This window comes from Secundilactobacillus sp. MJ173 (assembly GCF_059704265.1).
In genome coordinates, this window is sequence record NZ_BAAKGN010000072.1 from 20,714 (window position 1) to 44,884 (window position 24,171).

Consider the following 24,171-nt stretch of genomic DNA (forward strand, 5'->3'; position numbering starts at 1 on the left):
TTGCCCTGATTGCAAACAGCTAATGGTCACTTTTTTAATCCGATTAATCTTTACTCTGAATCACAGCGACCATCCCACTATCGAATGAAAAATGACCGGTATCGCCAACAAATTCATTGCTGGCATACGAAATTGGACGGGTCACGTTTTCGTCCTTCAGATTGTACTTTTCATCAGGCAGCGTGAGGTGGTCCACATTTTCAAGTGTCACAAACGCCAGATACTTTTTATCTGGTTCTTTTTTGATCTCATACGAACCTGGCGCAAAAAACGTAATCGTGTTTTGCTTATCAATAAACCGAATTTGAGATGCGTATTGACGATACCTTGGTTCTAGAACCATCCAGAAGTTAGCCAAAAAATGATCTAATCGGCCACCAGTCGCACCATAAATATCTAATCGATCATACTGATACTCATGTAAAGCAACTGTGACAGCAAGCTGGGTATCTGTCTCATCTTTTTCTGGAACAGCCTGTCTGATATCGGAAACAGCGTTCTTGACCAGCTTCAATTCGTCTGCTGATAGTGAATCGAAATCACCAATCGCAACTAAGGGCGTAATACCCATCTTCAACAGTCGTAATGTGCCGCGGTCGACACCGATCCAATCACCGGACACCTTGCCGGCAGCTAATTGGTCAGGCCATTCACTGGTAGGACCACCTACCAGCAAGTTTAAATGTGTCATGTTATTTCGTCGCATCCTTTAGAACTTGGACTTTAGCAGCAGGATCAACACCATCAAAAACGTACGAACCGGCAACAGCAACCGTTGCACCAGCCTTTTGACAATCGACGATGGTATCGTTTTTAACACCACCATCGACTTCGATGTCAAAGTCGTAGCCTTCAGTTTGTTTTAATTGGTCTAACTGCTTGATTTTCTTCAGTGTTTCGGGCAGGAACTTTTGACCACCAAACCCTGGATTGACCGTCATTACTAACACTTGATCAACCATGTAAAGTAATGGCTTGATAGCTTCCACGGAAGTACCAGGGTTGATAACAACTTCGGCCTTTGCACCAGCATTTTTGATTAATTGAAGTGCACGATGAATATGTGGTGTTGCTTCAACGTGGACACCAATGATATCAGCACCATTTTCAGCAAATTGTTCCACAAAACGTTCAGGATTTTGTACCATGAGATGAACATCCAAAGTCATGTTGGTAATTGGACGAATTGCTTTTAACCAACCTGGCCCATACGAAATAGCGGGAACAAATTGCCCGTCCATAACATCAATATGGAGATATTCAGCTCCGGCTTTGTCTACTTTTTCGATATCCTTTTGAAGATTAACATAATCTGCACTTAAAATAGATGGTGCGATTTTCATATCATAGTCCCTCATTTCTCAGATTTACGGTAGTTTGGTTTTTGATTTTTCAGAGCCTGATACAGCAGTAAATAATTATCATAACGGCTTTGCAAAATATCACCCGATTCAACTAACGCTTTGACAGCGCAGCCAGGTTCATTGACGTGAACACAGCCTCGAAAACGACAGTCCACGGATGCCCTACGAAACTCACGGAAATACTTGCCTAATTCCCGCGCATCAAGTGAAAAGGTATCATACGAAGAAAATCCTGGCGTATCAGCAATCAAGCCACCCGCAACTTCCAGTAGCTGAACTCGCCGGGTCGTATGCTTCCCACGATGTAAGCTGGCTGATATTTCACCAGTCTCAAGCTTTAAATCAGGTGCAACGTGGTTCAGCAATGTCGATTTACCGGCACCAGTCTGACCCATGATGACACTCACTTTACCAGCTAGCAAATCGTCAACTTCTTGAATCGCAGCTGCTGAAAATGGTTCCGCTGTATAAACAACGTGATAACCAATTTTGCGGTAATCATCTGCTGTTCTAGCAAATTCACCCTGTTCAGTTGCTGTGAGCAGATCGGTCTTTGTCAGATAAATGACAGGCTCGATATCCGCAATTTCTAGCGCTAACAACTGTCGATCGAGTAAATTAGTCGAAAAAACCGGCTCGCGCACAGCCGTTGCCACGATTGCTTGATCAACATTGGCAACTGGTGGTCGAATCAACGAATTATGCCTTGGTTTAACTTCTAAAATATAGCCTTCATGATCATTCGGCGCATCGATCACAACCCGGTCACCAACTAAAGGTGTAATCTTTCGGTTACGAAAATTACCCCGTGCACGTGTTCGCACCAGTGTTCCTGAATCCGTCATGACATCGTAAAAACCGCTTAATGATTGTCGAATTTGGCCTTCCGCCACATCAACGCCACCCTTCTAAGTTCTGAATAATTAAAAACCAATCCTCGTCCATTATAAAAGAACTATTGGGGTTAAGTCCATTGATTTAACAGGGTTTAGCAAAAATAAATCAAAATTGGCTGCCATTTTGGCTTACCAATCAAAAAATCCGGGACGGAGATTTATAAAATTTAAACAAAAGATAGATTATGACATCAGTCTATATCGGTAAGCATTTACTTAATCGTTTCGTACTCACGATTTAACATCTCAATAATCTCATCAGCCTTTTCTTGACTTTGAATGATGAAATCAGTTGAGCGAAAGATGCTATATTCATCACGTCCAAGCTTAGTGCGGTACACAGTAACGCCGTTAATCGGGACACTTTCATAGATATGGCTTGGAATATAACCAACGTTAAGATAAAAAAGGTTGGTGACGCCTTGTAAGTTGTGCTCATTAATTCTGGCAATCACAATGTTAAACAAATCTTTGCGGTTCTTTCTTAAATGACGTTTACTCGGCTCGTGAAATGAAGCACTGATAGCCATATAATATTTCATTGAATTAAAAACAATCCTTTCGTTGTTGGCAGCGACTAGAACTCTGCGAGTATAGCAGGTAGGCTACTTCTCTCCTAACACTTAGTATCGAAAAGAACCGATTTTAGATTTTCTTAACAAAGGACCATCTTCCACTATTTAATCAGGCGTGATACCTTTCTGTGACTGATAGATAGTGCGATAATTATTACTGGAGGTGATGATGATCATGAGTAACAATGAGCCTAATTTTGATAAAGCTTCTCAGGCACTACATGCTTGGGTGGACGATTTAACTTCAGATACCAAGGATGAAGCCTCTCGGGAAGTCATTCAAATGGCTGCAAATATTTCGGCTAAAGCAGCAATGATTGCGTTGCATGCTGCGTTCAGTGATGAGAAAGCCAATTCTGATCAATAGTTGATTGTATTAGCAGCAAACAGTTAAGAAACGCTATTTAAAAATGATATTCATGAGTCTTACTTTTTTCACTTAATGATCTTCACAACTAAGTTTCAGTTTTTAAGCAACAAATAATCCCCGCCCTGATGGTCACCATCAGAACGGGGATTATTTATTTGAATTCGGCCAGATTAATGCGCATTTTTAGTGACATTGTTATCTGCCAAGATCACCTTGCCATCCCGAATAATCTTATAACCGCCACTCTTACCCGATTCAACAGCAAACGGAATCGTGACTTGGGTATCTTGAGCAATGGTCAACTGTTTATAAACGGTGCCGTAATCATGATCGTGGTCACGGACATAAATCTGAACAATATTGACCCCTGACGTCGAAGAAACACTCGTTTTACCTGAACCGCTAGTCTTAGAGCTATTCGCCTCAAACGGAATGTTAACATCAACGTTGAAATCTTCAACTTTTGGTTCCGATTTAGAGGCTGGTTTCTTTCCTCTGGACAGTGTCACCACAACGGTGGAACCTTCCTTAACCGTGCTACCGGCAGCCGGATTTTGGTCAATAGCTGTATCCTTATCTGCATTATCATACCGGTATTTGAACGAAATATTAAGCGATTCACGCGTTGCATAACGTTGAATCTGCGCCTTCTTTTTGCCAATTAGGTTGTCTAACTGCAACTGACGCTGTCCAGCTGAAACAGTTAGTGTCACTGTAGTTTCCTTCGGATTAATACGCTGCCCGCTTTCAACACTTTGCTGCATCACGCTTCCAATAGGCACTTCATTAGAGGATTCGTTTTGACGTCTAACAGTAACCCCTTTGGCTTTTAAAACAGCAGCGACTCGGGTATAAGACTGACCAATATAGTTACCGATTTTTACCATCCGCGGGCCAGTACTAACGTAAAGTTTAATTTTCGAATCTTTGTTAGCAGATTCTTCCGCACCGGGAGATGTTTTAATCACCAGATTTTTCTTAATGTCTGCACTGGCTTGCCGCTTAATTGAACCTGTCTCTAAATTGCTATCTGAAAGCTTTTGCTGGGCTTCTTCAATGGTTAAGCCGCTGACATCTGGTACTGTCACGGATTGTGGACGGCCAAGCCAAAAGGCCAGACCAACCATGGCAATCAAAACCGCAGCCAGACCAAGCAAAACGTAAAGCCAGCGTCGACGCCGATGACGTTTTTTAGGCTTCGATGGCGGTGTATCATCTGTTTTGGGCTCGTTACGCGCAACTTCAGAGTGTAACGCTGATTTATCCAAAACCTTGGTTTCACCGTTATCAGCGTCTTCAACGGGTACAAACTTAGATTCCGATGCTCGTCGTGGCGATAAAGAAGTTTCTAAATCATTCGCCATATCAGTGACGGTTTCATAGCGGTCTGAAGGCCGTTTAGACGTTGCTTTTAAGACCACGTTTTCCAGTGCTTGTGGAATCCGCGGGTCAAATTCACGTACTGAGGGAATTTCGGATTGAAAATGCTTGATAGCAATTGAAATTGCCGTTTCACCTTTAAAAGGCACCGTTCCCGTCAAGAGTTCATAGAGAATAATACCTAACGAATAGATATCAGATTTTTTAGTTGCCATGCCGCCACGAGCTTGTTCAGGCGACAAATAATGGACTGAACCCAGCACAGTATTAGTTTGTGTTAACGCGTTTTCTGACATGGCCACCGCAATTCCAAAATCGGTGATTTTGGCAACGCCTTTTTCATCAATCAAAATATTCTGAGGCTTTAAGTCACGGTGAATAATGTTATGATCATGGGCCACCGCCACTGCTGACAGGACCTGTTCCATGATATTGATCACTTCTTGATACGGAATAGGAAAATGTTGTTTAATATAGGCCTTTAAGTCCATACCCTTCACGTATTCCATGACCATGTACTGCATACCGTTTTCTTCACCCACATCATACACGCTGACGATGTTTGGATGGACTAATTCAGTTGCCGCCAATCCTTCGCGCTGAAACCGTTTGATGGTATGTGGATCGTCTCGAAGATCAAGTCTTAATAGTTTCACTGACACGTCGCGATCTAAAATAAGATCGTGAGCTAGATAGACATTGGCCATTCCACCTTCGCCTAAGGCTTGGGTGATCCGATAACGGCCACCTAAAACGTAATTTGGTCGCATTAGTTGGCCACCTCCGATCGATCGTCGATTAAGATTACACTAATATTATCTAAACCGCCAGCATCATTGGCTAGCTGAATAAGCTGATCGCACTTTTCCTGTAAGGTTGCGTCATTTTCAAGCACAGTTTGAATTTGATCATCATTGACCATATCGCTGAGGCCATCTGAACAAAGCAACAACATATCATTATCGGTTAATTCAAGAAAATGCATATCAATCTGAACAGCCTTTTCGATTCCTAATGACCGTGTAATGACATTTTTCTTCGGATGGACACGTGCAGCTTGTTTTGAAAGTTCACCACGTTTGACCAGCTCATTCACCAATGAATGGTCCTCAGTCACCTGAGAAAAAACGTGATCACGCAGCAAGTAACCCCGGCTATCACCAATATTGCCAATTAAAACCGTCTGCTTGAAAATAACGGCTAAAACAATGGTTGTGCCCATTCCCTTAAGATCAATAAACTGTTCCGAACGGTTACGAATATCCTGATTTTCAGAAGAGATCTGCTTTTGCAGCCAATCTTTTGTGTCATCAATGGTTTGGGCGTTGCTTGCTTTGAATGAATGACCAATATGGGTAACTGCCATCTCAGAAGCGACGTCGCCTCCTTGATTACCACCAATTCCATCGGCGATGATGGCAAGCTTAACACCCTGCTGGTTCGTAAAGATACCAACACTATCTTCGTTATCTTTACGGCGCTTCCCTATTGCTGTTCCATAAGCAATCTGCATCTGTATCCTCCACTAACGTACCCGTTTGAACTGACTGATGAAGAAACCATCAGAATCATAATCATCAGGGTAAATTTCAAGATAATCAGTTGTTCGGTCTGATTTCAAGTCAAGTGCTGTTTCAACTCGCTGTGATTCAAATTCAGGATGGTCAGCCAAGAAGGCCGCTACCACGTCCCGATTTTCCTGATTAAGTATCGTACAAGTACTGTAAGTTATTATACCGTTAATTTTTACTTTTTGAGCAACTGCGTTCAAAATATCTAGTTGAATTTTAGATAGTGCTTCAACGTCTTTAAGTTGTTTTTCATAACGAATTTCCGGCTTCCGGCGCACTAAACCAATCCCAGAACATGGGGCATCTACTAAAACTTCATCGAAGGTTTGGTCTTCAAAAACATCCTGAATTTTACGTGCATCAATGGCTTGTGTAACAACTCGGTCATTGACATGCATCCGCTTAGCATTTTGCTTAACCAGTTGAACTTTATGTTCGTGAATATCCAAGGCCACTACTTGACCACGATCATCAGCTGATAGCTGACCGGCAATTTGAACAGTCTTACCACCAGGAGCGGAGCAAGCATCTAAAATCATCATGTCTGGCTTAATATGCATGCTTTCTGCTGGCAGCATCGCACTTTCATCTTGGATCGTGATCTGACCATCATGGAACAGTTGGGCTTGATTAGCGGGTTTGCCTTTAAGAACAAAACCCTCTGCGGCAACTTGGCTTTCGCTAACTTTGTAGTCCTCGGCTTCTAACGCTGCCTTGGCATCCGCCATTGAAATTTGATCAGTAGCCACCCGAACAGACTGGTTGGCAGGATGATTGATACTTTCTAGCACACTAATAGCCTTTTCAGCGCCTAATTGGTCATTCAATGCATTAATCAGCCATTCTGGAACGGAATAGGTCAAACTTTGACGTTTAATAGGATCGTCAATATCGGCTGGATCATTGATACCAACCCGGTCCATTTGGTGCAGCACACCCGTCACAAAACGCCGAATACCTTCATGACCGCGCGTTTTAGCAATCTGAATCGATTCGTCAAAAATAGCTCGCTTAGGCACACGTTCCAAATACTGCATCTGATACACTGCAGTTTCTAGCAGGATCATGACCCAGTCAGCAACCCGTTTTTGATTTTTGATAAATGGTGCTAACTGATAGTCAATCGTCAACCGATGCTGAATGACGCCGTAGACAATGGTCGTCATCAAGCCAGCATCTCGTTGTGACATGTTTGATTGATCGATCATCTGGTTTAATTGAAGATTTGAATACGCGCCATTTTTGACACGGGTCAGTGCTGTAACTGCTAATGACCGTGGGTTGTTATCAATTTTACTCATAGTTTAACCACCTGTTCGCCCTCTGTTAGGGCATCCTCAGTTCCGTTTAGAAAATCTGTGATAGTTTGTTTTGGTTTACCAGCAGGCTGTAATTCATTGATTTGCAGGGTGCCATGATTGCCGGTTGATAGGACTAACCGGTGTTTTTCGTGGACAACGACTTTGCCAGGTGTCAACTCGGTTTTATCAGGTAAGACCGTGACGTCCCAAAGCTTCGTTCGAGTTCCGGACAAAATAATATATGACGTCGGAAACGGCCGCAAACCGCGAATCTTCGCATCAATCATTTCAGCTGACATGGTAAAATCAACTTCTTCTTCATCCGGTTTGATAGTGGGTGAAAAGGTCACTTTTGATTCATCTTGCGGTACTGGAGTCACATCACCGTCAACTAACTTCGGTAACGTCTCCAGTAATAAATCTCTCCCAAGCAAGCTGAGTTTATCAAACATGCTACCAACATCATCCGTTTTTTCAATGGGAATGGCACGCTGACTGATGATATCGCCAGCGTCCATTTTCTTGATCATATAAATAATCGAAACACCGGTCTCAGGGTCGTTATTCATAACGGCATAGTGGACGGGTGCCCCACCACGATACTTTGGTAGTAGCGAGGCATGAACATTAATAGCGGCGGTCTTAGCTGCCTTTAACAGTTTAGTAGGCAAAAATTGACCAAAGGCTGCGGTGACAATAAAATCGGGTGCAATCTCAATGACCCGCGCCATTTCATCGCTGCCACCAATTTTAGCCGGCTGCAAAACTTCAATTTGATGTGCAACTGCAACTTTTTTTACTGGTGAAGCCGTTAAGACGTGTTTTCGGCCAACGGGACGATCGGGTTGAGTCACCACTGCTTTGACAGCATAATGATTCTGAATCAGTGCTTCTAAAATTGGTGCCGAGAATTCTGGTGTACCCATAAATACAATTGAAGTCATTTTTTTCTCCTTCGTTGTTTACATAAAACTCATTGGATTTCGGTCAATGGCAATTTGTAATCCACCACGACGCTGTTTTTGTGCCTGTCCCAAAATGGTAAACAAGGCATCATCCAGTTTGGGTTCGCGTTTATATTTGATTACTAACTGATAGTAATAACGTTTGTTCACTCGTGCAATAGCTCCCGGCGTAGGGCCAAGGATAATGGCTTGTGGACTCAAAACTGCCTTTAACTGACGCACTATTTTAATCATCGCTTCAGCAGCTTGCCGTTCGTCTTCGTCACTAGCGGTTAACTTGACCGCAAAGTAATATGGCGGATAGTTACCGCGATGACGTAGTTGCATTTCTCTAACGAAGAACTTTTCGTAATTCTGAGTTTTCGCTAATTGAATCGCGTAATGATCCGGATTATACGTCTGAATGAAGACCTGACCAGTCTTTTCGGCCCGGCCTGCTCGACCACTGACCTGAGTCAGCAATTGAAAAGTCCGTTCACTGGCACGAAAATCCGGCAGTCCTAAAGCCGTATCAGCGTTTAGGACGCCAACTAGCGTCACATCAGGAAAATCTAACCCTTTAGCGATCATTTGTGTTCCCAATAAAATATCGGCTTTATGGTCGCCGAACCGTTTTAATAGTCGTTCGTGAGCGCCCTTTCGACGGGTCGTATCCACATCCATCCGAATGACTCGAGCAGCCGGTAACAGTTCAGTCAGTTCCTGTTCAACCTTTTGGGTCCCCGTACCATAATAGCGGATGTGATGTCCGTGACAACTAGGACAAACGTGTGGAATTGGCTCCTCATGCCCGCAATAATGGCATTTCATGGTTTTGGTGTCCATATGAAGTGTCAGTGAAATATCACAGTTAGGACACTGCAACACAAAACCGCAGTCACGACACATTACAAATGACGAATAACCCCGCCGATTTAACATTAGCAGCGACTGCTCACCACGGTCAAGCCGTTTCTCCAAAGCCTGCAGTAGGCTCCCAGAAAAATTACTTTCTTTGTGGTGCCGCAGTTCTTCGGTCATATCCACAATGGTCACTTCCGGCAGCTGCTGATGATTGACCCGATACGGCAATAATAGTCTAGTATACACGTTCTTTTCAGCCCGTGCTCGACTTTCTAGTGAAGGTGTCGCACTGCCTAAAACAACGGGACAGTTATGGTATCGTGACCGCCATAATGCCACGTCTCTTGCGTGATATCTCGGGTTATCATCCTGCTTATAACTGCTTTCGTGTTCTTCATCCACCACGATGACCCCTAAATGAGTCAACGGTGCAAAAACAGCAGAACGAGCACCAACCACAACCTGCGCTTCTCCACGCTGAATTCGACGCCACTCATCGAAACGTTCTCCACCAGACAGACCGCTGTGTAAAACGGCTACTTTTTGACCAAACCGCCCCCGAACACGACCAACGATCTGCGGTGTCAACGAAATTTCGGGGACTAGCATCAGTGCCTGCTTCCCATGAGACAGCGCGTTAGCAATCGTTTGGAGGTAAACTTCAGTCTTACCGCTACCCGTCACGCCCTCTAACAAGAAGGTTTCAGCTTTTTCGTGGTCTGTGGCAGCGCAAATGGCGCTCACTGCTTTTGTCTGATCCGGATTCAATTGCAACGGTCGGGTTTTAACCACGGCTGTCTGAAAAGGATCGCGATAAACTTCAACGGCTTGACGAGTCAGCCACCCGTTTGCTTCTCCCGTTTTTAAAATACTGCTGGAAACGTTGATTTTGCGTTCTAATTCAATTTGGCTGATTGGTTCGGCGTGATCCATTAAATAATCAATCAGTTTTGCTTGCTTAACCGCTGTTTTCCGCAGCTGTTTTTTTGCCATGGTCAAGTCTTCACGATTCGCGGTCGGCCGAACCATCATCATCGTTTTGACCTGTGACTTGCTGCTAACCTCATAACGAACATTGACCAGATGCTGGCGATTAAGTGCCAGTAACTGTTTGACGGTTTCGGTGGGCAGCGTGTCATCCCACAATAATTCTCTTTCACCACCAAATAGACTGGTCCGGATGTCAGTAGGTAATTGATCTGTAGGACTCACCCATTTTTGATATTTGGCTTTCAGTGCATTAGGCAGCATCGTTTGCAGGCAGGTAATGGTAAAAGCATACGTGGTATTTGCTAACCAATCAGAAAGCTGTAATAGTTCAGCGTTAACAACTGGCGCGGGATCCATGACGGTTTCGACCACTTTTAACGTCACCTCTGGATCAGGTGCAGCATCACTCTTGATTTGCCAAACAAATCCCTGAACTTTACGACCGCCATTGCCGAAGGGGACTACCACCCGCATACCTGGCTGAAGTTGATCAACTAAGGCAGCCGGAATTTCATACGAATAAGGCGTATTGGTCTGCATCGTGGGTACATCCACGATGACCTCAGCAATTTGCGTCATACTATCCCTCTTTTTGTACGCGTTGACTAATTTGGTCAACCACTTGTTTAGCAATAACGTGTTTATCAGCCAATTTGGTTTTAATTGGCGCTTGGCCCGGTTGCAAAATGGTGACTTGGTTCGTATCACCATTGAAGCCCACGCCAGGCTTCGAAACATCATTTGCAATTAACAGATCAAGCTGTTTGCTGACCAGTTTCTTTTGCGCATTATCCAGTAGATTTTGCGTCTCGGCAGCAAAACCCACGGTAATTTGATCCGGTCGTTTTAACTTGGCGACTTGTTTTAAAATATCAGCCGTTTTGGTCAGCTGAAGTGTCATTTGATCATTGTCAGCCGATTTTTTAATCTTTTGGTCTGCGCTGTTAAGGGGCTTAAAATCAGCAACTGCTGCTGCCATCACAAGAATATCAGCTTGCTTGAAAAACTTGGTCACAGCTTCCGCCAAGTCTTCAGTAGTCAATACGGGAACTAAATTAACGCCTACTGGTGCCTCTAACTTGGTAGGCGCGGAAATCAAGGTGACGTCCGCACCCTGATCTCGCATTTCTTCAGCAAGCGCATACCCCATTTTGCCAGAAGAATCATTCGTAATAAACCGAACTGGATCGATTCGTTCACGAGTCCCCCCGGCTGTCACGACCACTTTTTTACCAGTTAATGGCGTAGTATGCGGTTTTAAGCTTTTAACGGTTTGCATAATGGTCTCAGGTTCCGGCATTCGTCCCCGACCGCTATAGCCCTCTGCCAAAAAGCCACTGGCCGGCGTCATAACGGTTATCCCGTCTTGCTTTAAGGTAGCGAGATTACGTTGAGTTGCCGAGTTTTCCAACATATGCTGATTCATCGCAGGCACCACCAGTTTAGGTGCAGTGGTTGCTAACAGTGTCAAACTGGCCATATCATCTGCAATCCCGTTGGCCAACTTAGCAATGATATCAGCAGTTGCGGGTGCTACAACTGCTAAATCGGTCCAGTCAGCCAGTTCAATATGGTCAACGGCTTTCACCTGCGCTCCAGCAAACATATCAGTAACCACAGCGTTCTTCGATAGTATTTGAAAGCTGAGCGGTGTGACAAATGCTTCGGCAGCCTTGGTCATCACCACACGAACAGCTGCCCCGTCTTTAACAAAAAGTCGGGTCAATGCCAGTGCTTTATAGGCCGCGATACTACCAGTTACATATAACGCTACGTGTTGTTGCTTAGCCATTTGAATTCCCCCAAACATCTCATCAATTTAACTTTCATTGTACCAGAGAAAATGGCACCTTGTACAAACAAAACCGCCATCTTAACCCCAATTTATTAAGGGTCAAAACAGCGGTCCTGAAATCTTAAATTTAACCAAGCGGATCAGTTTCATCTGGATCAATGGTGACTTTACCAGCCGCAATTTCTTCCAGCGCACGGCCGATGGTTTTTGGTGATTCATAACTGTCAAGCATTGGCTTAGCACCAGCCTCTAACTCGTGTGCTCGCTTACTGGCAAGCATAATCAAAGAATAACGGGAATTAACACGTTCAAGTAACTTATCTACTGATGGATATAATAACATTCTATTCGTCTCCCTCTAATAACATCTGTTCATAATCTGGCATCACACGCGTAACTCTCAACCGTTCAGAACGAATAATCGTTCTAATCCGCGCCACCGCGTTTTCAACTTCATCATTAACAACGGCATAATCATAGTTACGCATCATTTTAATTTCACCAACCGCTTTTTTGATCCGCGCGTTGATCACGCTCATCTCTTCGGTGCCACGATTGATCAGTCGGTGCTTTAATTCCATTAAATCAGGCGGGGTCAAGAAGACAAAGACAGCATCTGGGCAATTAGCCCGAACCTGCATTGCACCGTTTACTTCAATTTCCAAGAAAACATCCTTACCTGAATCTAAGGTCTCATTCACATATTTTAATGGCGTACCGTAGTAATTGTCAACATACTTAGCATATTCGAGCATTTCACCGTTCTTAATGTTTTCTTCGAACTGCTCTTTTGAAACAAAGAAATAATCAACGCCATCTCGTTCACCTTCGCGTGGTTTACGGGTAGTCATGGAAATGGAGTACTGAAAATCAGTGTCTGGTTCATCAAACAACGCCTTACGAACGGTCCCTTTACCGACACCGGACGGACCAGATAACACAATCAACATACCTCTTTTTGTCATTACTTGAGATCCCCTTATATATTTTCAGAGTGATAATAATTTATTATCGCACGGGATACCGCGCTTTGACAAGCTTTAGCGAAGATTTTTCAAAATTAGTGAAATTTATCCTTGCAAAAGCAAACACAGGTTCGTATAATAATAAACGCAAACAAATGTTCGAGGTGATTAAAATGTCCAATCAAGTATCTGCAATTAAGAAAATATCGTCCCAGTTAAACGATCGATACCGTCAGTTTTTAGTGATGGAAGATGCTGAACCAATGGGAATGCCGCAGGAACAACGAGATTACTTTTTGGCACAGGCGCTGACTCGTCACTATCACGTTACGCTCCATCTTCGTCAAACCGGTGAGGAACAAGCATTAATGTCTGGTTATCTCGCCAAGGGACCAAAGAATACCTTATTAGTCACGAATGCCAGTCAAAATATTACTCAGGTCGCACATTTGAATCAGATTATGTTTGTAGAGCGCAACGATTACCGTTAAACCTAAAATGAATCAGTTGAAATCTTAATATTGAAGGCGTGCTAACAGTTCGAAACCTGGAACTGCCAACACGCCTTTTTGCATGCCTTTAGTATTATCTCGCTAAGCGCGTTGCTGTTTTTCCTCAGTGGCCATATCCAGTAATTCTTTAGCATGGTCTAACGTCAGCTCCGTGACGGTTGTTCCAGCCAACATTCGAGCTAACTCTTTAACCCGGTCTGACTGAGCCAATTTTTTGATATGGGTAAGGGTTCGCTTACCTTTAATTTGCTTATCAATAAAGTAATGGTGGTCGCTCATAGCAGCAACTTGCGGTAAATGAGTAATGCACAGTACTTGCGATTCATTAGCAATCCCGCTAATTTTTTCCGCAATGGCTTGTGCTACCCTGCCCGAAACACCGGTATCGACTTCATCAAAAATAATCGAAGTGACACCCTGTGACTTAGAAAAAATGGTTTTCAGTGCCAGCATCAGTCGTGATAACTCACCACCTGAAGCAATTTTTGCTAATGGTCGAATTTCCTCACCAGGGTTAGGTTGAATGTAAAACTCAACGTCGTCCATGCCAGTGGCAAAATATTGCTGCTCATTGGTTGGTTTAAACCGAACCTGAAACACCGTTTTTGACATGTATAAATCTTTCAGTTCCGACTGAATCGCCTTTTCAAGTTTGGCTGAGATTTTCTTTCGCTCTGCCGTTAATTGCGCACCGTACTTAAGCAGTTGCTGTTCCTTTTTATCCAACTGTTCATCTAGGTCACTTTCATCAATTTCAGCAGCTTCCATATCAGCCAACTCTTTTTTGATTCGGGTTAAATAGCTCAAAATCTGCTTTTCCGAATCACCATATTTCCGTTTTAGTTGGTGAATAACATCCAAACGTGCTTCAATCTCATCAAGTTTGTTGTCATCCCATTCCAGCTGATCGACTTGCTTGGAAATTTCGCCAGAAGCATCTTGCAAGGCATAATAGGCGGACTGTAAAGAATCAGATAGCTGTTTGAAATCAGGGTCTAAATCCGCAATTAAAGACAGCGAATCCATCGCTTTACCACTTAAATCCAAAGCACCAGTGACTTCCTCATCGCCATTTAAAGCCAGATAGCCCTCCTGAAGCGCCGTATTAATTTTTTGAAAATTCATCAGCCGGTCACGTTGTTGACTGAGGTTTGTTTCTTCATCAGACTGCAGCTGAGCATCCTCAATTTCCTTAACTTGAAAACGCAACATGTCTAACCGCTGCGCCCATTCTTTTTGATGGGTGTTACGAGACACCATTGAATGGTGCAAGTGCTGGTAGTCTTGATACGTACTTTGATATTTTGACTTGATTGCTAGTAGCTCATCACCGCCAAATTCGTCTAATAAGCGCAAATGCTTATCTGGTTGCATTAATTCTTGGTGTTCATTTTGGCCATGAATATCCACAATGGTCTCGCCAAGCTGCTTGAGCGTATTCGTATTCACCAACATGCCATTAATGCGACAAACATTACGGCCACTACGATAAATCTCCCGTTGTAAAATCACCGTGCCATCATCGTGATCGATTCCAAGCTGGTCAAGTTGATGATACGTTTGCCCGTTCTCAGGAAATACAAACGCACCTTGAATAATGGCCTTATCAGCACCAGTTCTCACAAAATGCTGTGAACCGCGACCACCAGCTAACAGTCCGACTGCATCAATAATGATGGACTTCCCGGCACCCGTTTCACCGGTCAGGACTGTCATACCATTTTCAAATTCAACGTCCAAGCTAGCAATAATCGCAAAATTTTTAATTGAAAGTTCCTGAAGCACCGCATTACCCCCTGTAAGTTGTCTAGACTCATTATACCTGATAACGGAAAAACGAGCTAGACCAGACGCTTAACGCCAGCCTAACTCGTGTTTATTCTAATAACTCGTTGATGACTGATTGCAACTGCAATGCGCCCTCATCATCCGTGCAAATCGCCAAGACAGTTTTGTCATCGCCAATGGTGCCAAAAACAAAATCAAAATCCATCTGATCAACTAACGCAGAAGTTGCTGGACCATTACCAGGCAAGACTTTGATGATCACGTCTTTACCCTGAACGGCCACACTGACGTATGCATCTTGTAAAGTTCGCTTTAATTTTTTCTTCGTATCAAGCGTCTTTTGAATTGGCATGTTATAGCGATAACCGCCAGAAGCAGCGGGAACCTTAACTAACTGCATTTCCTTGATGTCCCGTGAAATTGTGGCCTGAGTCACGTGAATATTTTGCTCCTCTAGCAAACGAACAAAATCTTCTTGGCGTTCAATATCCTGCGAACTCAGTAATTGACGAATTAAACGTTGTCGGTCTTGTTTCTTCACGTCACACCATCTCCAATCGGAAAAATCATTTAAATACATCATACAGCTAAGATCCTCATTTTAAAAGCAAAATGCGATTTTTATGCAGTTAATATGCGATGAGCGGATTCAACGGTTTCCTTAACGTTAATTTCAGACCCAATTTCTGGCGTACCAGCAACGGATTTCAAATGAATCAGAAATTCAATGTTACCTTCACCACCAGTAATTGGCGAGAAATCCAAATGTAATGGGCTAAAGCCACTTTCCACAGCAAGTTGAATCACCTTTTGAATGACGTCCTCATGGATTTTAGGATCCTTCACAATACCATGTTTACCCACGTGCTCGCGACCTGCTTCAAATTGCGGCTTGATCAATGCCACAACCTCGCCATCCGCAGCTAAAATCTGCTTCAGTGGTGGCAGGATCAAACTCAGTGAGATAAACGACACATCGATTGATGAGAAACTGGGTTGGCCTTCAGTAAAATCTTCAGGCTTACTGTAACGGAAATTAGTGTGTTCCATAACGACCACTCGTGGGTCTTGGCGTAGCTTCCAAACCAGCTGGTTACTACCAACATCTAGCGCATATGACATTTTAGCACCGTTTTGCAGCATCACATCCGTAAAACCACCAGTTGAAGAGCCAATATCTAAAACGACACGATCGGCTACATCGATGTCAAAAACCTTAAGTGCTTTGGCTAATTTTAACCCTCCCCGACTCACATAAGGTAGCGGCTTGCCTTTAATATGCAGGTCGGTATCCACGGGGATCTTGACGCCTGGCTTATCCAGCCGCTCTTCATTATTGCCAAGGACTTCACCCGCCATTACAGCACGTTTTGCCTGTTCGCGGGACTCGAATAATCCCTGAGTTACTAGTAATACGTCAACGCGTTGTTTATCCATAATGACCCCTATTCCTTAATTTTAAAATAACTGCAAAAGGCGTTTAATAACTGATAATCTCTACCGGTTGTTTGCGCTAAATCCACTAACTGAGTCTCAGCTGATTTCACAACTTGTTTTAATCGCAACTTGGTACCCTCAACGCCGAACAAGCCAGGATAAGTATTCTTTTCTTCCTCAGCATCCTTATGTGTCTTCTTACCAAGTTGTTGAGCCGTAGAAGTAACGTCTAATAGATCATCATAGATCTGGTATGCCAGACCAAATTGATCAGCAAATTTTAGCAGATCTTGCCGTTCAGTTTCACCAATATCAGCCATAATACAACCAGCTTCAACCGCGTAGTGCAGTAAAGCACCCGTTTTTTGACGATGCAGCTTGGCCAGTTGTTCAATCTTCAACTGATGGTGTTCACTTGAAATATCTTGAGCTTGACCCGCAACCATTCCTGCTGGCCCCGCTGCGTGACTTAAGGCCCGCACCAATGATAACTGTTGAGCTGCAGGAATATCTGCCTTACTCAACCATTCAAATGCCAACGTCAGCAAGCCATCGCCAGCTAGCGTCGCCATTCCAGCACCAAACTTAACGTGATTGGTTGCCACACCACGACGCAGATCATCATTATCCATTGCTGGCAGATCATCATGAATCAGTGAATAAGTATGCAACAGTTCCAGCGCACTAGCGGCCATTAATCGCCCTTCTGTTAGGGTAACACCGTACGTCTTCAATACGGCTAATGTCAGCAGTGGCCGCAACCGTTTGCCGCCAGCATCCACTGAATAAGTCATTGCTGATTGCAAGATTGGCTGATCAATCCAGCCTGCATCAAGATGTTGCAGTGTTTTGTTGATTTGAGGCACATAATCAGCTTCAAACGTTTTTAAAATTGATGAAGCATCATTCATTCTTATCATCCTCAGAAACTTCAAATGGTTCAGTCTGATCGTCGTCATTCATCATTTGGGCCAACGTCTTTTCAGCTTCGGTTAACTTGACTTGTAGATCATGGCTCAACGTTACGCCTTGTTTAAATTGTGACAGCGCCTCTTCCAAGGGAACATTTCCCTTTTCAAGTGACGTCACAATTTCTTCAAGGTGGTTAAGATTCTCTTCAAACGTTGGGTTTTCAGTCGACGTCTTGTTATTCGCTGGTTTTTCACTCATGATAGGCCATCCTTTTTATTAGGTTGAATTGCTTTGATTGTTGCGTTTGCCTGCCCGTTTGTCAGGTGCATCACCACTTCATCTCCTTGATGAAGTTGGTTAACATCAGCCACCACTTTTTGGTTGCTGGTCACGTAGCTATATCCACGCCCCATAATTTTTAGTGGGCTTAAATAATCTAATGATTGCACTAGCTCGGCTAAACGCTGCTTTTGCTGATTAAAATCCTGTTGCACACCACGGTCCAGCCGTGCCGTCAAATCGCGGCGATTTTGCTCTAGTTGGGTTATTTGAACAGCCGGAGAAGCCACCTTCAACCGCTTATCAACTGCGTCGACCTGCGCGTGAACTAAACTGAGACGGTGTGACATGGTCTGTTGTAGCTGTGCAGTTAGCTGATCAACTTTTTGACTGTACCCTTCATATAAACGTTCTGGCTGCTGAAAAACATAGGCTTCGCGCAACTTTTTCAGCTGTTCTTGATACATGGCCAGGTGATGATGAAAGGCATGATAAATTCGCACGCGATCTTGATTAATTTCTAAGAGCACATCACTTAAAACCGGTACTGCTAGCTCAGCAGCTGCGGTTGGTGTTGCCGCCCGTACATCTGCCACCAAGTCCGCAATGGTCGTGTCGGTTTCGTGTCCTACTGAAGAAATGACCGGAATTTGGCTTTCAAAAATTGCCCGAGCCACTGCTTCTTCGTTAAACGGCCATAAATCCTCGATCGAACCACCACCACGGCCAATGATTAACGTGTCAAAATGACCCAACCGATTCACGCGTTCAATTTGACGAACAATGTCTCCTGCCGCCTCATTTCCCTGTACCAAAGCTGGAAACAAAACAATTTGTGCAATCGGGTAGCGACGACGAGCCGTTGTAATGATATCTCTAATCACGGCCCCACTAGGACTAGTCACTACCGCAATTCGTTTAGGAAAGCGCGGCAATGGCTTCTTAGGTGCTGAGAAGATTCCTTCTTGGCTCAGCTTTCGCTTTAACTGCTCATAAGCTTGATAAAGCTGACCAACACCATCAGGTTCCATGTGGTCCACGTAAATCTGATAACTGCCACTTGGCTCGTATAACGAAATTCGCCCGGTAACTAGGACTTTCATCCCTTCCTCCGGTGTAAATTTAACCTTCGAAAAAGCCGACTTGAACATAATTGCGCTAATCTTAGCATGATCATCTTTCAGGCTAAAATACTGATGGGCGTTAGGCCGAAGTCTAAAGTTCGAAATTTCACCGGTCAAATAAACTTTTCCCAAATAGGGGTCAACATCAAATTTACGTTTAATATAACTTGTTAGCGCACTGACAGTTAAATACTCACTAGGTGCCAAATTATTCACTCCATTTTGCTAATTCAACGGTCTGCTGCAATAGGGTTGCGATTGTCATTGGCCCAACACCACCTGGAACCGGGGTAATCTTACCGGCCACTGATTCGGCGCTCTCAAAGTCAACATCACCCGTTAACTTACCATTTTCATCGCGATTCATCCCCACATCAATCACGGTGGCACCCGGTTTAATGTCTTCACCCTTAATCAAATGAGCGATCCCTGTAGCAACGATTAAAATATCAGCCTCACGGGTATAGGCTTTCATGTCTTTAGTATGACTGTGAACCACGGTAACCGTGGCACTGGCATTCAGTAGCAGTGCCGCCATTGGTCGACCAACAATATTAGAACGACCGACAATCACGGCATTAGCACCCGCTAGTTTGACGTGATAGGCCGCTAGCATCGTCATAATTCCCTTAGGTGTGCATGAGACGGGGAAATTAAGTGGTGAATTTGAATACAAGTTGCCAACGTTTACAGGATTAAAACCATCTGCATCCTTAGCTGGTGAAATGGCACGAGTGACCGCATCTTCATCAATCTGTGGAGGTAGTGGTGACTGAACCATGAGTCCATGAACCGTATCGTCGTGATTATACTGATCAATGATCTCCAATAGCTCCGCTTGGGACGTTTCTTCAGGCAACTGTTTGGTTTCAGAAATGATTCCCATCTGCATTGCTTTACGATGCTTGTTACGAACATAAATCTGACTTGCTTGATCGTCACCAACGATAATGACGATTAATTTAGGACTGATTCCCTGCGCCTTCAGTTGTGTCACAGCTTGTTGGGTCTGAGCATTAATTGTCTTCGCCAACTGTTTACCATCAATTAATTCTGCCATTACCTTCACTCTCACTATCTTTGTATGTTTAATGATTTCTCATCACAATTTTGCAAATCTACTGCATATTATTTTATCACATTTCAATTTGTTAAGCGCTATTGGTCTCACCAAAAGAATGACTTATTTTGAAAACTACCAAGCCTTTAGCGTTAAAAATTTTAGCACCTAAAAAAGCCGGTAGTAATCATCATGATTACTACCGACTTACTGAGAGAAACTATTTTTCTGGTTCAATTTCGTGTGACAGCACACCATTGATAAAGCGGCGTGAACGATCATCACTAAATTGTTTTGCTAACTCCAAGGCTTCGTTGACGGCTACCCGCTTTGGAATATCAGCTTGGTAATCCAATTCATAAAAAGCGATGCGCAAAATGACCAAATCAGTTTTCGCGATTCGTTGTAATGTCCAGCCAGTAGTCAAATACTTTTTGATTTGGGCATCTAGTTGGTCTTGGTTTTCTAAGACCCCATCTACCAATTTCTCTAAGTATGCAGGAACATCCGCAGCTACACCATCTTCATCAGATAATAACTGTTGGTAAATGACCTGTCGATCAGCTTCTGGATTAGCGTTCATTGCAAATAACGTTTGAAAGGCGCGAGTGCGGATTTGGTGTCGATTTAATTCTTCAGTCACTTATCCTCACCATTTTCACTTTCATCATTATCATCGTCGAATAGATTATCAGGGTCCACTGCCTGTTCCGTCTTTTCAGGAATCACACCCTGAATATGGACATTCACTTCATTGACATGTAAGTCAGTCATAAACAAAAGCTGCTGCTTGACTTGTTCTTGAATCGCCAACGCAACCTTTGGTACTGATACGCCATAATTTAAATACGCATACACATCAACGTTTAATGATTCTCCTGTTACAGACAGTTTAACGCCTTTACCGCGTTCCTTTTTCCCAAATAATTCATTGACACTGTTTGCCAGAGAACCGCGCATTCTTGATACGCCGTCAACATCACTAGCAGCAATGCCAGCAACGATTTCTAGCACTTGTGGCGCAACCTCGATTTTACCCAAAGTAGGCTCAGTTGCTTTTAAAACAATGTTTGTATCTTCAGCCAATTTTAAGCCTCCGTTTCGTGAACTACTCGTCACCACAGACATAACGAGTTTCTAGGAACATCGCTGCCGTATACGCCATCTTGTATGATGCAGTACACAACAGTTTACTAAGGCACGTTCCGTACCAGCTTATGGCTTTGAGAGGACAGTTGATCAAACATCAACGTATCCCTTTATAGAACGGGTCTAGTTGGCACGTGAGATATATGAACCATCCTGCGTGTTGATAGAAAGTTTGTCACCTTCATTAACAAAGAATGGCACTTGAACAACTAGTCCAGTATCCATAGTAGCTGGTTTTGAGCCACCAGAAGCAGTGTTACCCTTAATGCCAGGTTCAGTGGCAGTAACTGTCAAAACAACAGTATTAGGAACTTCGATGCCCAAAGTCTCTGAGCCGTATTGGATAAGGCTGACTTCCATGTTTTCTTGCAGATATTGTAATTGATCCTTGATTGCTTCATCAGGGACTTCAACTTGTTCGTAGTTGTCAGTATCCATGAAGACTCTTGAATCACCGTCTGCGTATAGATACTGCATCTTCCGCGTGTTGATTGGCGCTTGTTCCATCTTAGCACCTGCACGGAAAGTTTTTTCTTGAACGGCGCCAGTCCGTAAGTTCTTTAACTTTGAACGTACGAAAGCACCACCCTTACCAGGCTTAACGTGCTGGAATTCAACAATCCGCCAAATAGCACCGTCAACCTCAATTGTTAAACCGTTTTTAAAATCTGCTGTAGAAATTGCCATATTGTGTTTCCTCCTAAATAATTCTTATTAATAATACCAATTAAGTGCAGGCAATTGCAAGCCACACCCGCAAATAATTAGGAATTACAAGACAATCAGATTGGTTGCACCCGTTGTCAAAATCTGATGGCTCGACTCAGTAACCAAAATATCGTCTTCAATTCGGATGCCGCCAAGCTGTGGTAGATAGATACCGGGTTCAACCGTAATCACATTACCAGCGATCATTTGATCTTCTGAACGAGTAGATAACGCTGGTCCCTCATGAATATCTAAACCAATGCCATGCCCCGTACCGTGATTAAAAAAGTCGCCATATCCAGCTGCTGAAATGATTTGCCGGCCAATGGCATCTAATTGCTGACCAGTTACACCAGGCTTTATAGCAGCAATAATCGCTCGCTGAGCGTGTTGAACAACCCCATAAACCTGCTTCAGCTTTTCACCTGGATCTCCTAAAGCGATGGTCCGAGTCAAATCAGAGGTATAACCAGCAAACTCATAGCCAAAATCAATGGTGATCATCTCGCCCATCTGAACCTGCTTATCTGTTGCAGCACCATGAGGCAGTGCTGCACGTTCACCACTAGCAACAATCGTGTCAAAACTGGCTTTTTCAGCCCCTAAACCGCGCATGATTGCGTCCAATTGATTGGCTAGGTAGCGTTCCGTCACGCCAGGTTTAATCAATGGCAGAAGCCGATTAAAGCCAACGATCGTCTGTTCACAGGCGTGTTTAAGCACCCTAATTTCATCAACTGATTTGATTTCTCGCATCTGTTCGATCAAATGCGTCATCGGAACGATATCCGAACTCATCAATTCGTCAATTCGATCATAGTCGTGGTATGGTAGACTATCCTCGAACCCTAAAACTGATATCTGTTGTTTGCTAATCAGCTGCGCTGCAGCTTCTAAATAATAACGTGTAATAAGCACATCAAAATCATGGTCAAACGCCGCCAAAGCTGTTTCATACCGTGAGTCCGTGATAACGTAAGTTTTACTAGCTGTTACTAAAACCACACCATCACCGTCGAAACCGGTCAGGTATTGCTTATTCACTGTGTTGGTGACTAAGAATGCATCAATACGCAGCGATTCAAACTTTGATTGAAGCCGTTCGAGACGAGTATTCACGATAAGTCCACCCTTCTAAATCCTAAAAAGCCAAATAAAAAAGGCCCCTGAGGGACCTTTTTGTTATCTAGCTGCAGCTTCTGTTACAGGATAAACGGAAACTTGACGCTTATCACGGCCCTTACGTTCGAAGCGAACGACACCGTCGATCTTTGAATACAAAGTATCGTCGTTGCCACGCAAAACGTTAGCACCTGGGTAAATATGAGTACCACGTTGACGGTAAAGGATTGAACCACCGGTTACAGTAGAACCATCAGCAGCCTTAGTACCGAGACGACGTCCGGCAGAATTACGACCGTTGGCAGTAGAACCGCCCCCTTTATGGTGAGAGAAGAATTGTAAGTTCATTTCTAACATGAGTTTCACCTCCATAAAAGATTAGTTAATTCGAATATAATCCGAATATTGTTTTTCGACATCTAAAAGTCCATTTTGAAAGCTTTGCAATAATGCCTGACTAATTCGATCTTGAATATAGTCATCAACCGGAGGCATCCGGAGACTTAAGAAGCCACCCTCCTCCTGTTTAGCGACCACTACTGGCTCAATAGAAGCCACAGTCGATAAACCATTGACAGTGCTAATCGATAACGCTGAAACTGCAGAACAAACGATATCACTACCGTATGGCCCGCTATCAGCGTGACCAGTTAATTTAAAGCCAATAATCCGGTTGTCATTATCGTAGTCAAATGCTGCTTGAATCATAAATGATCACCCACAGAAATTATGCGTTGATAGCATCAATAACAACCTTGGTATATGGTTGACGATGACCAACTTTCGTGTGTTGACCTTTCTTAGCCTTGTACTTGAAGGTAACAACCTTCTTTTCTTGACCTTGCTTTTCAACTGTTCCAGTTACTGAAGCACCTGAAACTAATGGCGTACCAATCTTAGTTGAATCGCCACCAACAAAAACAACTTGGTCAAAAGTAACCTTGTCGCCTGCATTGGCACTAAGTTTTTCAACGTAGACTGCTTCGCCTTGTTGAACGCGGTATTGCTTACCGCCAGTTACGATAATTGCGTACATGTATGTGCACCTCCTTTTTATTTAACACT

General features: G+C 43.6%; 28 protein-coding genes and 1 other annotated feature (1 of these 29 running past the window's edge). Of the genes, 2 read left to right on the plus strand and 26 right to left on the minus strand.

Annotated features, from left to right (window positions below):
- Nucleotides 1-43: 43 nt before the first annotated feature.
- From AC6H04_RS11395 to AC6H04_RS11410, 4 genes are all read right to left on the minus strand, one after another.
- Entirely contained in the window at nucleotides 44-691 is a 648-nt protein-coding gene (locus AC6H04_RS11395; RefSeq protein WP_497571788.1) for a thiamine diphosphokinase, read from the minus strand.
- 1 nt (nucleotide 692) lies between these two features.
- Nucleotides 693-1,343: a ribulose-phosphate 3-epimerase gene (rpe, locus tag AC6H04_RS11400; RefSeq protein WP_497571789.1), complete on the minus strand. Its 651-nt coding sequence runs from the start codon at nucleotides 1,341-1,343 to the stop codon at nucleotides 693-695.
- An 11-nt stretch (nucleotides 1,344-1,354) separates the two neighbouring features.
- Nucleotides 1,355-2,257: a ribosome small subunit-dependent GTPase A gene (gene rsgA, locus AC6H04_RS11405; protein ID WP_497571790.1), complete on the minus strand. Its 903-nt coding sequence runs from the start codon at nucleotides 2,255-2,257 to the stop codon at nucleotides 1,355-1,357.
- Between the two features lie 215 nt (nucleotides 2,258-2,472).
- A complete protein-coding gene (locus AC6H04_RS11410; protein WP_497571791.1) occupies nucleotides 2,473-2,802 on the minus strand; it encodes a hypothetical protein in 330 nt (109 codons plus the stop codon).
- 208 nt (nucleotides 2,803-3,010) lie between these two features.
- Between AC6H04_RS11410 and AC6H04_RS11415 the strand changes: the two genes are divergently transcribed.
- Nucleotides 3,011-3,202: a hypothetical protein gene (locus AC6H04_RS11415; protein WP_497571792.1), complete on the plus strand. Its 192-nt coding sequence runs from the start codon at nucleotides 3,011-3,013 to the stop codon at nucleotides 3,200-3,202.
- Nucleotides 3,203-3,375: 173 nt separating this feature from the next.
- On the opposite strand, the gene pknB is transcribed toward AC6H04_RS11415, so the two are convergent.
- The 8 genes from pknB to gmk form a co-directional block, all read right to left on the minus strand.
- Nucleotides 3,376-5,355, minus strand: coding sequence for a Stk1 family PASTA domain-containing Ser/Thr kinase (gene pknB / locus AC6H04_RS11420; protein WP_497571793.1), 1,980 nt, complete (start codon nucleotides 5,353-5,355; stop codon nucleotides 3,376-3,378).
- Nucleotides 5,355-6,098, minus strand: a complete 744-nt coding sequence (locus tag AC6H04_RS11425) for a Stp1/IreP family PP2C-type Ser/Thr phosphatase (protein ID WP_497571794.1) — start codon at nucleotides 6,096-6,098, stop codon at nucleotides 5,355-5,357. The genes pknB and AC6H04_RS11425 overlap by 1 nt, the downstream gene beginning before the upstream one ends.
- 12 nt (nucleotides 6,099-6,110) lie before the next feature.
- Nucleotides 6,111-7,457, minus strand: a complete 1,347-nt coding sequence (gene rsmB / locus AC6H04_RS11430; RefSeq protein WP_497571795.1) for a 16S rRNA (cytosine(967)-C(5))-methyltransferase RsmB — start codon at nucleotides 7,455-7,457, stop codon at nucleotides 6,111-6,113.
- Nucleotides 7,454-8,401: a methionyl-tRNA formyltransferase gene (gene fmt / locus AC6H04_RS11435; protein WP_497571796.1), complete on the minus strand. Its 948-nt coding sequence runs from the start codon at nucleotides 8,399-8,401 to the stop codon at nucleotides 7,454-7,456. The genes rsmB and fmt overlap by 4 nt, the downstream gene beginning before the upstream one ends.
- 18 nt (nucleotides 8,402-8,419) lie before the next feature.
- Nucleotides 8,420-10,834, minus strand: coding sequence for a primosomal protein N' (priA, locus tag AC6H04_RS11440; protein ID WP_497571797.1), 2,415 nt, complete (start codon nucleotides 10,832-10,834; stop codon nucleotides 8,420-8,422).
- A 1-nt stretch (nucleotide 10,835) separates the two neighbouring features.
- A complete protein-coding gene (gene coaBC / locus AC6H04_RS11445) occupies nucleotides 10,836-12,047 on the minus strand; it encodes a bifunctional phosphopantothenoylcysteine decarboxylase/phosphopantothenate--cysteine ligase CoaBC (protein WP_497571798.1) in 1,212 nt (403 codons plus the stop codon).
- Nucleotides 12,048-12,177: 130 nt separating this feature from the next.
- Nucleotides 12,178-12,393 carry a DNA-directed RNA polymerase subunit omega gene (rpoZ, locus tag AC6H04_RS11450; RefSeq protein ID WP_497571799.1) on the minus strand — a complete coding sequence of 72 codons (216 nt, stop codon included), beginning with the start codon at nucleotides 12,391-12,393 and terminating at the stop codon, nucleotides 12,178-12,180.
- Between the two features lies 1 nt (nucleotide 12,394).
- Nucleotides 12,395-13,015, minus strand: coding sequence for a guanylate kinase (gene gmk, locus AC6H04_RS11455; RefSeq protein ID WP_497571800.1), 621 nt, complete (start codon nucleotides 13,013-13,015; stop codon nucleotides 12,395-12,397).
- Between the two features lie 173 nt (nucleotides 13,016-13,188).
- On the opposite strand from gmk, the gene AC6H04_RS11460 reads away from it, so the two are divergent.
- Nucleotides 13,189-13,506, plus strand: a complete 318-nt coding sequence (locus AC6H04_RS11460) for a hypothetical protein (RefSeq protein ID WP_497571801.1) — start codon at nucleotides 13,189-13,191, stop codon at nucleotides 13,504-13,506.
- Nucleotides 13,507-13,608: 102 nt separating this feature from the next.
- Here AC6H04_RS11460 and recN read toward each other — a convergent pair whose 3' ends face one another.
- The 14 genes from recN to rplU all read right to left on the minus strand — a co-directional run bounded on the left by recN (nucleotide 13,609) and on the right by rplU (nucleotide 24,142).
- Complete coding sequence (gene recN, locus AC6H04_RS11465) at nucleotides 13,609-15,312, minus strand: DNA repair protein RecN (protein WP_497571802.1); 1,704 nt, start codon at nucleotides 15,310-15,312, stop codon at nucleotides 13,609-13,611.
- 91 nt (nucleotides 15,313-15,403) lie between these two features.
- Nucleotides 15,404-15,856: an arginine repressor gene (locus AC6H04_RS11470; protein ID WP_497571803.1), complete on the minus strand. Its 453-nt coding sequence runs from the start codon at nucleotides 15,854-15,856 to the stop codon at nucleotides 15,404-15,406.
- Nucleotides 15,857-15,936: 80 nt separating this feature from the next.
- A complete protein-coding gene (locus AC6H04_RS11475; protein WP_497571804.1) occupies nucleotides 15,937-16,752 on the minus strand; it encodes a TlyA family RNA methyltransferase in 816 nt (271 codons plus the stop codon).
- Nucleotides 16,753-16,760: 8 nt separating this feature from the next.
- Nucleotides 16,761-17,663: a polyprenyl synthetase family protein gene (locus AC6H04_RS11480; RefSeq protein ID WP_497571805.1), complete on the minus strand. Its 903-nt coding sequence runs from the start codon at nucleotides 17,661-17,663 to the stop codon at nucleotides 16,761-16,763.
- Nucleotides 17,656-17,922, minus strand: a complete 267-nt coding sequence (locus AC6H04_RS11485) for an exodeoxyribonuclease VII small subunit (RefSeq protein WP_497571806.1) — start codon at nucleotides 17,920-17,922, stop codon at nucleotides 17,656-17,658. The genes AC6H04_RS11480 and AC6H04_RS11485 overlap by 8 nt, the downstream gene beginning before the upstream one ends.
- Nucleotides 17,919-19,274 (minus strand): exodeoxyribonuclease VII large subunit, encoded by a 1,356-nt coding sequence (gene xseA, locus AC6H04_RS11490; RefSeq protein WP_497571807.1) that lies wholly within the window; start codon nucleotides 19,272-19,274, stop codon nucleotides 17,919-17,921. The genes AC6H04_RS11485 and xseA overlap by 4 nt, the downstream gene beginning before the upstream one ends.
- A gap of 1 nt (nucleotide 19,275) precedes the next feature.
- On the minus strand, nucleotides 19,276-20,127 hold the full coding sequence (locus AC6H04_RS11495; protein ID WP_497571808.1) for a bifunctional 5,10-methylenetetrahydrofolate dehydrogenase/5,10-methenyltetrahydrofolate cyclohydrolase: 852 nt from the start codon (nucleotides 20,125-20,127) through the stop codon (nucleotides 19,276-19,278).
- A gap of 220 nt (nucleotides 20,128-20,347) precedes the next feature.
- Complete coding sequence (gene nusB, locus AC6H04_RS11500; RefSeq protein ID WP_497571809.1) at nucleotides 20,348-20,770, minus strand: transcription antitermination factor NusB; 423 nt, start codon at nucleotides 20,768-20,770, stop codon at nucleotides 20,348-20,350.
- A complete protein-coding gene (locus AC6H04_RS11505; RefSeq protein ID WP_497571810.1) occupies nucleotides 20,767-21,213 on the minus strand; it encodes an Asp23/Gls24 family envelope stress response protein in 447 nt (148 codons plus the stop codon). Before AC6H04_RS11505 ends, nusB begins: the two co-directional genes overlap by 4 nt.
- A gap of 186 nt (nucleotides 21,214-21,399) precedes the next feature.
- Nucleotides 21,400-21,963 (minus strand): elongation factor P, encoded by a 564-nt coding sequence (gene efp / locus AC6H04_RS11510; RefSeq protein ID WP_497571811.1) that lies wholly within the window; start codon nucleotides 21,961-21,963, stop codon nucleotides 21,400-21,402.
- An 84-nt stretch (nucleotides 21,964-22,047) separates the two neighbouring features.
- The gene (locus AC6H04_RS11515) at nucleotides 22,048-23,103 is read right to left on the minus strand and encodes a M24 family metallopeptidase (RefSeq protein ID WP_497571812.1); all 1,056 of its coding nucleotides are present in this window, start codon (nucleotides 23,101-23,103) and stop codon (nucleotides 22,048-22,050) included.
- Nucleotides 23,104-23,166: 63 nt separating this feature from the next.
- Nucleotides 23,167-23,463: a 50S ribosomal protein L27 gene (gene rpmA / locus AC6H04_RS11520; protein WP_089087702.1), complete on the minus strand. Its 297-nt coding sequence runs from the start codon at nucleotides 23,461-23,463 to the stop codon at nucleotides 23,167-23,169.
- 21 nt (nucleotides 23,464-23,484) lie between these two features.
- A complete protein-coding gene (locus AC6H04_RS11525; RefSeq protein ID WP_098824152.1) occupies nucleotides 23,485-23,814 on the minus strand; it encodes a ribosomal-processing cysteine protease Prp in 330 nt (109 codons plus the stop codon).
- Between the two features lie 19 nt (nucleotides 23,815-23,833).
- The gene (gene rplU / locus AC6H04_RS11530; RefSeq protein ID WP_098824151.1) at nucleotides 23,834-24,142 is read right to left on the minus strand and encodes a 50S ribosomal protein L21; all 309 of its coding nucleotides are present in this window, start codon (nucleotides 24,140-24,142) and stop codon (nucleotides 23,834-23,836) included.
- A gap of 20 nt (nucleotides 24,143-24,162) precedes the next feature.
- Nucleotides 24,163-24,171: a sequence feature (ribosomal protein L21 leader region), on the minus strand (it continues 67 nt past the right edge of the window).

Excerpts from the sequence above, each read along its gene's own strand:
- AC6H04_RS11395 (WP_497571788.1), bottom strand. The coding sequence starts at position 691 with ATGACACATTTAAACTTGCTGGTAGGTGGTCCTACCAGTGAATGGCCT.
- rpe (WP_497571789.1), bottom strand. The coding sequence starts at position 1,343 with ATGAAAATCGCACCATCTATTTTAAGTGCAGATTATGTTAATCTTCAA.
- AC6H04_RS11410 (WP_497571791.1), bottom strand. The coding sequence starts at position 2,802 with ATGAAATATTATATGGCTATCAGTGCTTCATTTCACGAGCCGAGTAAA.
- AC6H04_RS11415 (WP_497571792.1), top strand. The coding sequence starts at position 3,011 with ATGAGTAACAATGAGCCTAATTTTGATAAAGCTTCTCAGGCACTACAT.
- pknB (WP_497571793.1), bottom strand. The coding sequence starts at position 5,355 with ATGCGACCAAATTACGTTTTAGGTGGCCGTTATCGGATCACCCAAGCC.
- AC6H04_RS11425 (WP_497571794.1), bottom strand. The coding sequence starts at position 6,098 with ATGCAGATTGCTTATGGAACAGCAATAGGGAAGCGCCGTAAAGATAAC.
- rsmB (WP_497571795.1), bottom strand. The coding sequence starts at position 7,457 with ATGAGTAAAATTGATAACAACCCACGGTCATTAGCAGTTACAGCACTG.
- fmt (WP_497571796.1), bottom strand. The coding sequence starts at position 8,401 with ATGACTTCAATTGTATTTATGGGTACACCAGAATTCTCGGCACCAATT.
- priA (WP_497571797.1), bottom strand. The coding sequence starts at position 10,834 with ATGACGCAAATTGCTGAGGTCATCGTGGATGTACCCACGATGCAGACC.
- coaBC (WP_497571798.1), bottom strand. The coding sequence starts at position 12,047 with ATGGCTAAGCAACAACACGTAGCGTTATATGTAACTGGTAGTATCGCG.
- rpoZ (WP_497571799.1), bottom strand. The coding sequence starts at position 12,393 with ATGTTATTATATCCATCAGTAGATAAGTTACTTGAACGTGTTAATTCC.
- gmk (WP_497571800.1), bottom strand. The coding sequence starts at position 13,015 with ATGACAAAAAGAGGTATGTTGATTGTGTTATCTGGTCCGTCCGGTGTC.
- AC6H04_RS11460 (WP_497571801.1), top strand. The coding sequence starts at position 13,189 with ATGTCCAATCAAGTATCTGCAATTAAGAAAATATCGTCCCAGTTAAAC.
- AC6H04_RS11475 (WP_497571804.1), bottom strand. The coding sequence starts at position 16,752 with ATGGATAAACAACGCGTTGACGTATTACTAGTAACTCAGGGATTATTC.
- AC6H04_RS11480 (WP_497571805.1), bottom strand. The coding sequence starts at position 17,663 with ATGAATGATGCTTCATCAATTTTAAAAACGTTTGAAGCTGATTATGTG.
- AC6H04_RS11485 (WP_497571806.1), bottom strand. The coding sequence starts at position 17,922 with ATGAGTGAAAAACCAGCGAATAACAAGACGTCGACTGAAAACCCAACG.
- AC6H04_RS11495 (WP_497571808.1), bottom strand. The coding sequence starts at position 20,127 with ATGGCAGAATTAATTGATGGTAAACAGTTGGCGAAGACAATTAATGCT.
- efp (WP_497571811.1), bottom strand. The coding sequence starts at position 21,963 with ATGGCAATTTCTACAGCAGATTTTAAAAACGGTTTAACAATTGAGGTT.
- rpmA (WP_089087702.1), bottom strand. The coding sequence starts at position 23,463 with ATGTTAGAAATGAACTTACAATTCTTCTCTCACCATAAAGGGGGCGGT.
- AC6H04_RS11525 (WP_098824152.1), bottom strand. The coding sequence starts at position 23,814 with ATGATTCAAGCAGCATTTGACTACGATAATGACAACCGGATTATTGGC.
- rplU (WP_098824151.1), bottom strand. The coding sequence starts at position 24,142 with ATGTACGCAATTATCGTAACTGGCGGTAAGCAATACCGCGTTCAACAA.